Below are 11,704 nucleotides of genomic sequence, written 5' to 3'. Positions count from 1 at the left end.
GGACGAAGGGCCACCGGCAGGCTGGAGACACGGGCACCCAATGCGTTGACGGAGGGTTTGCACTCGCCCCGGCTGCGACTTGCGCACGAAGTGCTGCGTTGGTCGTTGCCCTCGCTATTGTGGATGGGTGGTGGTCCGGGCTGCGGGAGTACACCGCTGCGGGCCTCTTTCTGGAGTGGAAGTCGGTATGAACGAAGTGGGAGGTTGCCAAGAGGACTGCGGGACTGGGTGATATTGCCCTGGCGGGGGCGGAGTGACCCAGGGCGGGATCTGCGGAGTTGTTCCCGCCGTCCAGGGTTCCCGACCGAACGGACGAGGAGTCTCAACGGCCTTACGGACGGGGGCGGCGTACGGACTGACGGATCACCAGTTGCGTACTGAGGACGACATGGTCGTCGCCGCTGATGCGTTCGCTGTGCTCCAGGGCGAGCCGGACCGCTGTTCTGCCGAGATCCTCGTACGGCACCCGGACCGACGTGAGCGACGGGGTCAGGTCCGAGGCGAAGGGGACGTCGTCGAAGCCCACCAGGGAGATGTCCCGGGGGACGTTCAGGCCGGCGTCGCGGAGCGCGGCCAACGCACCGAGGGCCACCATGTCCGTCCCCGCGAGGACGCCCGTGAAATCGACCCCCGCCTTCAGCGCGTCCCTCGTGCGCTGGTAGCCGGAGACGCGGGTGTACGGACCGGGGACGTCCAGTTCTTCCGCGTACTCCACGCCGTGCGCGCGCAGGGCGTGGAGGTAGCCCTCCCTCCGTTGCGCCCCCGTACTGAGTTGTGGGTCGCCGCCCAGGAAGAGGACGCGCCGGTGGCCTTGGACGAACAGATGGTCTGCGGCCTGGAAGGCGCCTCCGCGGTTGTCGTAGTCCACGACGGTGACTGGGTGATGCCCGGGCAGGGGCGGGCGGCCGACCAGGACCAGACGTGACCCGGCGGCGTCCAGGGCGCGCGCGTACTCGGTCATGCGCTGGAAGTAGACCTCGTCCTGCACTGCCCCGCCGACGAGGACCACCGCGGCCGCGTGCTGCTCGCGCATCAACTGCACCAGGTCGTCCTCGCGGGCAGTGTCTCCGTGAGTGGCGCAGACCAGGCTCAGCCGGCCCCGCAGGGCCGCCTCCTGCTCGACCCCGGCGGCGACATGGGCCAGCGACGGCCCGGTGATGTCCCGCAGGACCAGTGCGACGGGACCGGCCACCCGACCGGAGAGGGCTTTGGCGTGGACGTTCACCACGTAGTGCAGCGACTCCACGGCAGCCATGATGCGCTCCCGGGTGGCGGCCGACACGGGATAGTTGCCGGCCAGGGCCCTGGAAACGGTTGCTACCGACACCCCCGCCCGTTCGGCGACATCGCGAATCGTGCTGGGGCGCTCTTCACCTGCCTGGTTCTTGCGCCGACGCCTAGAAGCCTGGGAGGCGGGCGTTGGGGGAGAACCGTTTCCGTTCGCTGTCACACCTTGACGTTACTGCACTGAGCATCCTCGCGGACACAGAAGGGTGCGACCGGTTCCCGAATCTTGGTAAACGATTACTGCGGGCATGTTGACCGCGCCGACGTCTACCCGCGGGCGGCCAGCGGCAGCCAGACCCGCATGGCGCCCGGCTCGCGGTTGGCCCAGGCGTAGTACGGCACCGCCGTCAGCTCGACGCTCTCGTGGGGTTCGCCGGAAGTCGCCGACGTGTACGGCAGGTAGGGCCAGTCGCCGGACGTATCGTCGGCGCGGAGCCGGTTCCCCGCGACGCTCACCGTTCGCACCCCGCCGAGCAGTTCGGGGCGGCTGCGCACGGTCAGTGGCGTGTCCGGCGGCACAGCGATCGTGTCCGGGTCCAGGCGCCCCGGTTGGTCGGTCCGCTCCAGGCAGTAGACCAGCGGACCGCGTTCGACGGCGGCGCAGCCCCGGACGGCGTCGACGCGTGAGGAAGGGACGGTGAGCCGGGCCGGCATCGCGAGGTCGAGGCGGACGGTGTCGCCGGGGGTGAACGCGCGGGTGATGCGCAGCCAGCCGGAGTCGGCCCCGTCTTCGACGGTGGTGCCGTTCACGGTCAGGGTGTGGTCGGCGCACCACGCCGGCAGGCGTAGGGAGAGCGTGCGCGGCAGGGCGGTGGGAGCCTCGTCCACGGTGACGGTCACCGTGCCCTCCCACGGATACTCCGTCGTCACCCGTACGGTGAGGCCGTCGCCGCCGTAGACGCCCGTGGCGTACTGGTGCAGTTGCAGACCGCTGTCGTCGGCTGTGGCCAGGTAGTGCGGGAGCCCGGCGAGCAGGCGCATGACGTTGGGCGGGCAGCACGCGCAGCGGAACCAGGGGGTGCGGTGGGCGGTCTGGTCGCCGGGGCGTTCGTGTGAACGGGCCCGCCGATGAAGCGGGTTGACGTACAGCCAGGTGCGGCCGTCGAGACCGGCGCCGGCCAGGAAGCCGTTGAACAGGGTGCGCTCGACGAGGTCGGAGTAGCGGGCCTCGCCGGTGAGCAGGGCCATGCGCCAGGAGAAGTGGACGGAGGCGATGGCGGCGCAGGTCTCGGCGTAGGCGCGGTCGGCCGGCAGTTCGTGGGCGTCGCCGAAGGCCTCCCAGTCGTGCCGGGAGCCGACGGCGCCGGTGAGGTAGGTCTTGGTCGTGACCATGTCCCGCCACAGCCGCTCCAGCGCCGTGCGGAGTTCCGTGTCGCCGGTCTCCGCGGCCAGGTCGGCGGCTCCGGCGAGGAGGTAGAGCTGGCGTACGGCGTGGCCGGTGACCTCGTCCGCCGCGCGGACCGGCGTGTGGTCCTGCCAGTACTCGGGCCCCGGGTCGCGGTCGTGGCCCCGGTCGGCGCCGGAGGAGAGGGTGCCGTGACCGCGGCGTTCCAGGAAGTAGCGGGCGAGGTCCAGGTACCGCTTCTCGTCGGTCGTCCGGTGGAGTTCGACGAGGGCGGTCTCCACCTCGGGATGGCCACAGACGGTGTCCACCTGCTTGCCAGGGCCGAAGACGGAGTCGATGTGGTCCGCGAGCCGGCGGGCCACGGCGAGCAGCCGGTCGGAACCGGTGGCCCGGTGGTGCGCCACGGCGGCCTGGATCAGATGTCCCGCGCAGTACAGCTCGTGTCCCCAGCCCGGCTCGGTCCAGGGAATGCCGCCGCCGAGCTGGTAGTACGTCTGGAGGTAGCCGTCCTCGCGCTGGGCGGCGGCGATCAGCTCGACGATGGCTTCGACCTCGGTGGCGAGTGTCTCGTCGGGAGTGTCCGCGAGCTGCCAGCAGGCGGCTTCCAGCCACTTGTAGACGTCGGAGTCCTGGAACTGGAAGTCGCCGGAGAAGCCGGTGCCGGACGGGGTGTCCGCGCCGTCGGTGCGCGGGGCCGCGGCGGCACGGAAGTTGGCCAGGTTGCCGGCCTGCTCCAGCCGCCCCGGGCCCTCGGCGAGGGAGATCCGGGCGTTGACCCGGCGACGTTCGGCCCAGAAGCCGCCCTCGATGCGGGCCGCGGAGGCGGGACGCAGGGGTGAGACGGCACGTGGGGAGGGGTGGACCGGTCCGGCCTGAATGGTGTTCAAGGGTGTCTCCGAGGGAAGAGGGACGGGCTGGGGTGGGGTGGGGTGCGACGGGATCGGCGTTGCGGGAGCCCGGGCGGGCGGGCGGCGTCCTCGGCCGGCGGGTGGGCGTCGAAGTCCTCAGGCGCTGATCGCCAGTTCGGCCCGGTGGACCGGGTGGGCAGGCGGCAGCCCCGTCGTCAGGCGTTCCAGTTCCGTCACCACCGTGCCGCCGAGGCGGGCCAGTTCGTTGCCGAGGGAGCCGGCGATGTGCGGCGTGAGGAACACGTTCGGAAGGCGGTAGAGCGGGGAGTCCGCGGGCAGCGGCTCGGGGTCGGTGACGTCCAGGATCGCGCTGAGCCGGCCGTTCACCAGTTCCTCGGTGAGCGCGGTGTGGTCGACGAGGGCGCCCCGTGAGGTGTTGATGAGGACGCCGCCGTCGGGGATGAGCGCCAGCCGCTCGCGGTTGAGCATGTGATGGGTCTGCGGGGTGTCGGGGGCGTGCACGCTGACGATGTCACTGGTGCGCAGCAACTCGTCGAGGCCCAGCGGGACCGCGCCCAGTTCCGCGGCCTGGGCGGCGTCGACGTAGGGGTCGTGGAGGCTCACCGACAGCTCGAAGGGCCGCAGCAGTTCCAGGACCCGGCGGCCCACCCGGGAGGCGCCGATCAGACCGACCCGGCGGCCGAGGTTGCCGACCGTCACGTACTCCGTCGCAGCGGGGTAGACGTGCTCGGCCCGGAAGCGTTCGCGCAGCCCGAAGGCGTCCTTGCCGGCCAGCAGGATCGCGGCGAGCGTGTACTCGGCCACGGGCAGGGCGTTGGCCCGCACCGCGCTGGAGAGGGTGAGACCGCGCTCCCAGAACGGCTCACCCACGAGGTGGCGGACGCTGCCGCCGGCGTGCATGACGGCGCGCAGTCGCGGCGCCGCCGCCAGTACCTCCGCGCCGAGGTGCGGGCAGCCCCAGCCGGTGACCAGTACCTCGGCGCGGCCCAGGGCCTCGGCCACGGCGGGATCGGAGAAGTCCTGGGCGACGAGCGTGAGGTCGACCCGCGCCAGTTGCTGGAGGCGGGTCAGCAGCGGAGGCGGGAAGAGTTCGGGCAGATGTACCGGATTCATGGCGAAGAGGGCGAACGGCGGCACTGACGTATGCATGCTGCTCCTGGGGAGGGGCGCCGGGATCGGCCGGCGACAAGCCTGAGCGTCACAGTAAACGTATTCCACGCTAGAAGCCCCAGAGAACCCGGTCAATGACCAGCTCTGCGACACAGGTACGTCACAGAGAGTCCACCCACCTGCCCCGCGATGGCGCGAACGTCCATGGTCAGGCGCATCGACAGGTAACGTTCTGGAAAGTCGAGCGAAACAATCCGGCGCCACCTCTTGTGGATCTGGCTCCCTCGGTCGTACCGTCCACGACAACAAACGATTACTGCCTCGCCGCGCAGTACCCGTTTCTCTCCCCTCGCGTCGCCCTGACCGCGCCGTTCCCCCACGTGCAGGCGCCGTCCCATTCCTTTCGTGGAGGACCGATGTCCAAGTCCGGTATGCGCCCCAGGGTCCTTGTCTCGGTGGCCGCCGCCGCTTCTCTCTCGCTGCTGCTGACCGCCTGCTCTGACGACTCCGGCACCGACGCCTCGGCGGCCACGAAGGGCAACGTCACGCTGGAGTTCTGGAGCTGGACGGACGGCATCGAGGCGCAGGCCGAGGTGTGGAACAAGAAGCACCCCGAGACGCAGATCAAGTTCGTCAACGCTGCGGGTGACACCGCTTACCAGAAGCTGCGGGCCGCGGTGAACGCGGGCACCGCGCCCTGTCTGTCCAAGATGGACGGGATGAACCTGGCGAGCTTCGCCGCCGACGGACTGCTGACCGACATCAGCGAGGTCGCGGCCAAGCACAAGGACGCGTACACGGTCGCCGCGTGGAACGCGGTCAGCCCCGGAGGCACCACCTTCGGCATTCCGATGGGGTCGGCGCCGCTGTTCACCGCCTACCGCGCGGACCTGTTCCAGAAGTACGGGATCGAGGCCCCGAAGACCTGGGACGACCTGATCGCCGCGGGCAAGAAGGTCCAGGAGAAGGACAAGGACGTCAAGATCTACAACATGGCGGGCGAGGACCCGAGCTCGCTCGTCGACCTGTCCTGGGAGGCCGGCGCGCAGTGGTACAAGGTGGACGGCGACCACTGGGTCATCGACTTCGCCTCTCCCGAGGCGCTCAAGGCCGGTGACATCGTCCAGCAGCTCGTCGACAACGACCTCGCCTCCAACGCGTCGTACGCCGACCCGGGTGTCTTCAAGACCTGGGACCTCGGCAAGACCATCGCGATGACCAGCTCGACCTGGCAGCTGCCGATCTACGACACGAACTTCCCCAAGTCCAAGGGCAAGTGGCAGCTCGCCGACTCGCCGGCCTTCGACACCGCCAAGCCGCAGACCTCCAGTAACTTCGACACCACCGGCGTCCTCAAGGGCTGTAGGTACCCCGACCGCGCCGCCGAGTTCGCCGCCTGGCTGAGCAGCAGCAAGGAGTCACTGACGGCGCTCACCGACCCGGACTCCAAGTCGGGCCTGTTCCCCGCCGTCAAGGACGTCTCGCCGTACGTCGACAAGATCATCCCGACCGGGATGTTCAACGGGAAGTCGGACAGCGCGCAGGTGATTACCACGGCGGCCTCGCGGGTCGGCGAGCAGTGGCAGTACGGGCCGAACTACGCGGCGATGTACTCCGAGATGCAGAAGCAGTGGGGCAAGGTCATGAAGAAGCAGCTGACGGTCAAGGACATGCTGACCTCGCTGCAGAAGTGGACCGTGGACGACCTCAACCGCAAGGGCATCAAGGCCGTCGCCGGCAGCTGACCTCCCCTGTAGGCCCCGCCTCTGTAGGACCCACCTCTGGAGACACCCGTGTCCACCCTGACGCGACCCCCCAAGGTCGCCACCGACTCCCCGGCCCGGCGGCCCTCCCCCCGCCGGGCCGGGAGCCGGGGAGCCCACAAGGGACTGCTGTTCGCACTGCCCTTCCTGCTCGGCTTCCTGGCCACGTACGTCGTGCCGATCGGCTATGCCTTCAGCCAGAGCCTGAGGGAGAAGAAGAGCAGCGGGCTGGGCTTCGGCCCGACCCGGGTCGTCTTCACCGGCTTCTCCAACTTCGCCTCCATCCTCGGCGACGGCGCCTTCTGGTCGAGCATGCTGCGCACGCTGCTGTTCGGAGCGGCTCAGATCACGGTGATGCTGGGCCTGTCGCTGCTGCTCGCCCTGCTCCTGGACGGGGTGGCCGCCCGTGCGGTGCGGTTCTTCCGCGCGGCGCTGCTCATCCCGTACGTGGTGCCCGCCGTGGTGTCCACCGTGATCTGGCTGTTCCTCTACAGCCCGACGGGCTCTCCGCTGCTCGACCTCGCGCACGGCGCCGGCACGGACATCACCTTCTTCGGCGGCCTCAACACCTACCTCTCCCTGGGCAATCTGCTGACCTGGCAGGGGATCGGCTTCAACATGATCCTGATCTCCGCCTCGCTACAGGCGCTGCCCCGCGAGCTGTACGAGGCGGCCCGACTGGACGGGGCCAGGGAGTGGCGGATCGCCTGGTCGGTCAAGATTCCCAACATCACCGGCATCCTGGTGCTGACCGGCATGTTCTCCCTCATCGGGAGGCTGCAGCTGTTCGCCGAACCACTGCTGCTGCGGCAGATCGCGCCGGAGTCGATCAACACCGACTTCACTCCGATGATGGAGATCTACGACAAGGCGTTCAAGACCGGTGACTACCAGTACGCCGCCGCCGAGTCGCTGGTCCTGGCCGTGGTCACCGGCATCCTCGCCTTCGTCTTCTACCGGGCCACGAACAGGAAGATGTCATGAGCGCTGCCGTATCCGGGGGCGGCGTGCGCCCCACCCGCCGCGCGGTGGCGCTCACCACCGGCCTGCTGGTCCTCTTCCTGATCTACTCACTCGCCCCGACGTGGTTCCTGATCGTCTCCGCGACCAAGAACCAGACGGACCTGTACTCCACCTTCGGACTGTGGTTCTCCTCCAACCACCTGGCGGACAACGTCCAGGAGATCTGGACCTACCACGACGGGGTGTTCAACCGCTGGATCGGCAACTCGATCCTCTACTCCACACTCGGCGCGGCCGGTTCCACCCTGGTCTCGCTCGCCGCCGGGTACGGGCTGTCGAAGTTCGACTTCCGGGGCCGGGGCGCGTTCTTCGCGGTCATCGTCGGTGCCTCGCTGCTGCCGAGCACCCTGCTGGCCTTCCCGCTGTACCTCGTCTTCGCCCAGATCGGCCTGACCAACACCATCTGGTCGGTACTCATCCCGTACTTCATCAATCCGTTCGGGGTCTACCTGGGCAAGGTGTACGCGGACAGCTCCGTCCCCACCGAACTGATGGAAGCGGCCCGTCTCGACGGCGCCGGGGAGCTGCGGATCTTCTGGTCGGTCGCGCTGCGGCTGATGCGGACCGGCGGCATCACCATCTTCATGCTCGAATTCATCAACATCTGGAACAACTTCTTCCTGCCCCTGTTCATGCTCACCGGTGAGCGCACGTTCCCTGTGAGCCTCGGGCTGTACTCCTGGCTCCAGCAGGCGCAGACCGCCCGCGACATGAACACCCTCGTCCTCACCGGGTCCCTGTTGTCCATCGTTCCGCTCGCGGTCTTCATGTTCGCGCTCCAGAAGTACTGGCGCAGCGGAATCCTCATGGGCAGCCTCAAGTAAAGGATCAGCCGTGCCCAACGCACCCAGAAGACGTGATGTCCTCAAGTACGCCGGCACCACCGGCGTCGCCGCGGCCGGCCTCGGCCTGCTGAACTCCCCGTCCGCCGCCGCGGCCCCGGCCGCGGACGCCGCCTTCGAGCCGGCCGTCTGCAAGCCCCTGGACATCGTCGTCTTCGGCAACGGGAGCTCCGAGTCGGCGCACGGTCTCACTGCCACGCTCTCCGACACGGTCACCGGAGGCCTCGGCCAGAAGGCCCGTGTCCTCAACCCCACCGAGCCGGCCACGTACTGGGGCGGCACGCTCGAGTTCGACGTAGTCGTCAGCCCGACCGACACCACCTACGTCACCGTTCGCCTGTGGGGCGACGACTACGACACCACCTCGCAGCAGGCGGGCTCCGGCACGAACATGTGGCGGCTGCAGCTGTTCTGCGACGGCAAGCAGGTCGGCTACCAGGACGAGGGAGCCGTCGACAGCCTCGACATCCTGGACACCGCGCCGCGCACCCCGGGCCGGTTCTTCTTCCACACCCTGCCGCTTCCGGAGCGGCTCACCCGGGGCAGGAAGAAGGTGAAGCTGGAGATCCGCTCGATGGGCCGCATCTGGTCCTACGGCCAGAACGTCGACCAGCTGTACTACAAGATGACCACGCCGTCGCGGGGCATCTACCGCCTCTACACCCACACCGAGCCGTACTTCGTCCCGCCCAAGGGTGAGGTGCAGGGCCCCGCGCCGCTGCCGAAGGCTCGTACCGTCGAGGGCCCCGAGATCCTGGAGGCGGTGCGTCAACGGGTCGCCAAGGACCAGAAGCACTACCTGACCGGGGCCAACCCCGCCGGCATGGACGCCTTCGCCTTCCAGTCGCTCGCCGAGGGCTACCTCTGGTCCGGCAGCCCCGCGTACCACGACCCGGCGGCGCTGGACCGCGTCCTGCGCGCGCTCGACGGCCGGTACATGGCGTGGAAGAACGACGCGACCGTGATGACCGGCTCCGACCAGCAGTGGCAGGGCTTCGGCCGGGTCGGGCTGGTGCTGGCGCTGCTCTGGGAGCACCTGGGCGACCGCCTGGACGAGAAGGTGACCGGTTCGCCGTACGAGATCTCCAACCCCGGTTTCGAAGAGGGCGGCGACACTCCCATGGGATGGGAGGTACCTGGCTGGGGGAAGACCGCCGACGCCTCCTGGTCCCGGGACACCACCGTCAACCGGTCGGGCTCCGCCTCGCTCAAGGTGACGGCGAGCGCGGCGAACGGATTCATCACCGTGTACAACTCGCCCAAGACCCGCGTGGGCAAGGGGAAGTACACCTACGGCGCCTGGATCAGGACCGACGGCGTCACGGGCACGGGCGCCCACATCGACCCGCTGTTCTTCGACGCGGGCGGCAAGCTGGTCGGCAGCGACCACCGCCAGTTCGCCACCACCGGCACCCATGGCTGGGAATACGTCTCCATAGACCTGGACACACCCGACGGCGCCACCCAGGTGGAGATGCACCTGCGACTGTCCGGCCCCGGCACGGCCTGGTTCGACTCCGTGGACATGGTGGGGCCCACCGAGCTGCGCAACCCCGGCTTCGAGCAGGGCACCGGCACCCCGTCGGGCTGGGAGGTGCCGGGCTGGGGGAAGACCGCCGACGCCTCCTGGGCTCGGGACGCGTCCGTCAACCGGTCCGGTTCCGCGTCGCTGAGGCTGGCCGCCACCGCGGCGAACGGCTTCGTCACGGCGTACAACACGGCGAAGCTCCAGGTCGGCAAGGGGAAGTACACCTACGGCGCCTGGGTCAGGACCGACGGCGTCACCGGCACGGGCGCCCACATCGACCCGCTGTTCTTCGACGCGAGCGGCAAACTCGTCGGCGGCGACCACCGGCAGTACGCCGCCACCGGAACCCATGGGTGGGAGCAGGTCTCCATAGACCTGGAAACCCCTTCCGGCGCCACCCAGGTGGAGTTCCATCTGCGGCTGAGCGGACCGGGCACCGCCTGGTTCGACGACCTGGCCGTTGTCGCGCCCGAGGCCACCGGAACCCACGAGCAGCCGGTGCGGCGCGCCGCCTACACCGACATGCTGAAGTCGAGCCGGGACTACTGGCGTCAGCACTTCCCGCACTACACCAACCAGTCGCAGATCTGCGCCATCGGCCTCTACCAGGCCAACCGCGGCCTCGGCCTGCTCGCCCCTGACCTCGCACTGCCGGAGGACAAGGCCCGCGACTACCTGTACCAGTCGCTCGGCATGAAGCCCTACCTCGGCAAGGAGGACAAGGACGGCAACCCCACCAAGCCGCTGGGTGAGAGCTACCACCAGGTCAGCCGGGCCGGCCTGACCCGCGAACTGGGGTACGTGGGCAGCTACGGCGAGGTCCACGACTGGCTGGTCATGATGTACGAGTCGGTCACGCGCGGATACCGGGCCCAGGAGGCGCCGGAGCTGCGCGAGCAGATGGTGAAGATCATCAAGGCCCGGGGGCGGTTCCGGGTGGTCGACGTCGACGAGACGGGCGCCCGCGTCTCCCGCATCGAGACCGTCGTCGGCTGGCGCAACGAGGTCTACCCCGGTGAGGTCGCCTACGCCTCCCGCACGGCCTGGGACTCGCACCCGCTGATGTCGGCGGTGGTGTTCAAGGACCCGGACATCGTCGGCTGGACCCAGGAGATGGTCGACGACGGGCAGTTCTACCGGCAGCTCGATCTGCTCGTCCACCACACCTGGACCCGCGTCGGCCTCGCCGCGCTGCGCCTGGTCTCCCGCGACTGGGACGCCTTCCAGGCCCTCCCGGCCCGCCCGGGGCGCATCCCCACCGCCTGGGACCGGCCCGACTTCGTCTTCACCGACGAGGAGAACGGCGTCCTGGCCGTGAAGAACGGCGAGGAACTCCTCTTCGCCTCCCTGTACTGGCGCGCCCGGCAGGGCGTCAACGACTACGCCCGCATCCACCACCTCACACCCACCGACCAGCGCTCCGCGACGATCCGCCAGCGTTCGGCGGGCGCCACCGACGACACGTACACGGTCCACGACTGGATCCTGTGGGACTACGCGATCAACGATCCCGGGGCCGGACACATCCCGCCCGGCGGCTTCCCGCCCCCCGGCGACACCCTCCACCAGGCACTCAAGGGTGACGTGTACCCGCTCGCTCCGGTCCCGGCCGACGTCCCGGACCCGGCCATGGGCGTCGACTTCGAGGGCGTGGAGACCATGCTCGTCGGACGCGCCCCGTTCTATCTGTGCGAGTACGGCGACTACCTGATCGCCATGAACACCAGCACCGAACGGACGTACACCCTGCCCGCCCGTCAGGACTTCGGTCCGGCCCGCGACCTTGCCACCGGCCGCGTCATCGGCGCCGGACAGCGTCCCAAGGTCGGCCCGCGCAGCACGCTCGTGCTGTACCGGGGCCGGCGCGCGGCCGGCTGACCGCACCGGGGGAGCCGGGCCGACGCCCGGTTCCCCCTCATCTGCCACCCCCTGACACT

General features: G+C 69.4%; 7 protein-coding genes. 4 read left to right on the top strand and 3 right to left on the bottom strand.

The features are described 5' to 3' along the window. Nucleotides 1–331 precede the first annotated feature (331 nt). The 3 genes from QA802_RS06985 to QA802_RS06975 form a co-directional block, all read right to left on the bottom strand. Nucleotides 332–1,327 carry a LacI family DNA-binding transcriptional regulator gene (locus tag QA802_RS06985; RefSeq protein ID WP_231885171.1) on the bottom strand — a complete coding sequence of 332 codons (996 nt, stop codon included), beginning with the start codon at nt 1,325–1,327 and terminating at the stop codon, nt 332–334. A 227-nt stretch (nt 1,328–1,554) separates the two neighbouring features. Next, the gene (locus QA802_RS06980; protein WP_006378894.1) at nt 1,555–3,519 is read right to left on the bottom strand and encodes a glycoside hydrolase family 127 protein; all 1,965 of its coding nucleotides are present in this window, start codon (nt 3,517–3,519) and stop codon (nt 1,555–1,557) included. 117 nt (nt 3,520–3,636) lie between these two features. Beyond that, nucleotides 3,637–4,650 (bottom strand): hydroxyacid dehydrogenase, encoded by a 1,014-nt coding sequence (locus tag QA802_RS06975; RefSeq protein ID WP_173402937.1) that lies wholly within the window; start codon nt 4,648–4,650, stop codon nt 3,637–3,639. Between the two features lie 377 nt (nt 4,651–5,027). Here QA802_RS06975 and QA802_RS06970 point away from each other — a divergent pair, with 377 nt between their 5' ends. The 4 genes from QA802_RS06970 to QA802_RS06955 are packed head-to-tail and all read left to right on the top strand — an operon-like array spanning nt 5,028 to nt 11,645. Then, nucleotides 5,028–6,356: an ABC transporter substrate-binding protein gene (locus QA802_RS06970; RefSeq protein ID WP_006378647.1), complete on the top strand. Its 1,329-nt coding sequence runs from the start codon at nt 5,028–5,030 to the stop codon at nt 6,354–6,356. Nucleotides 6,357–6,404: 48 nt separating this feature from the next. After that, nucleotides 6,405–7,358 carry a carbohydrate ABC transporter permease gene (locus QA802_RS06965; RefSeq protein ID WP_006379128.1) on the top strand — a complete coding sequence of 318 codons (954 nt, stop codon included), beginning with the start codon at nt 6,405–6,407 and terminating at the stop codon, nt 7,356–7,358. Then, on the top strand, nt 7,355–8,221 hold the full coding sequence (locus QA802_RS06960) for a carbohydrate ABC transporter permease (protein ID WP_173402938.1): 867 nt from the start codon (nt 7,355–7,357) through the stop codon (nt 8,219–8,221). Before QA802_RS06965 ends, QA802_RS06960 begins: the two co-directional genes overlap by 4 nt. A 10-nt stretch (nt 8,222–8,231) precedes the next feature. After that, nucleotides 8,232–11,645, top strand: a complete 3,414-nt coding sequence (locus QA802_RS06955) for a hypothetical protein (RefSeq protein WP_006379029.1) — start codon at nt 8,232–8,234, stop codon at nt 11,643–11,645. Nucleotides 11,646–11,704 lie beyond the last annotated feature (59 nt).

The organism is Streptomyces sp. B21-105 (genome assembly GCF_036898465.1).
Classification (GTDB): Bacteria; Actinomycetota; Actinomycetes; order Streptomycetales; family Streptomycetaceae; genus Streptomyces.
The sequence above is the reverse complement of the archived record's forward strand: the minus strand, read 5'-3'. Positions and strand labels throughout refer to the sequence as shown.

Bases quoted from the DNA above. Each gene is read 5' to 3' on its own strand.
- QA802_RS06975 (WP_173402937.1), bottom strand. From the start codon at position 4,650: ATGCATACGTCAGTGCCGCCGTTCGCCCTCTTCGCCATGAATCCGGTA.
- QA802_RS06970 (WP_006378647.1), top strand. From the start codon at position 5,028: ATGTCCAAGTCCGGTATGCGCCCCAGGGTCCTTGTCTCGGTGGCCGCC.
- QA802_RS06960 (WP_173402938.1), top strand. From the start codon at position 7,355: ATGAGCGCTGCCGTATCCGGGGGCGGCGTGCGCCCCACCCGCCGCGCG.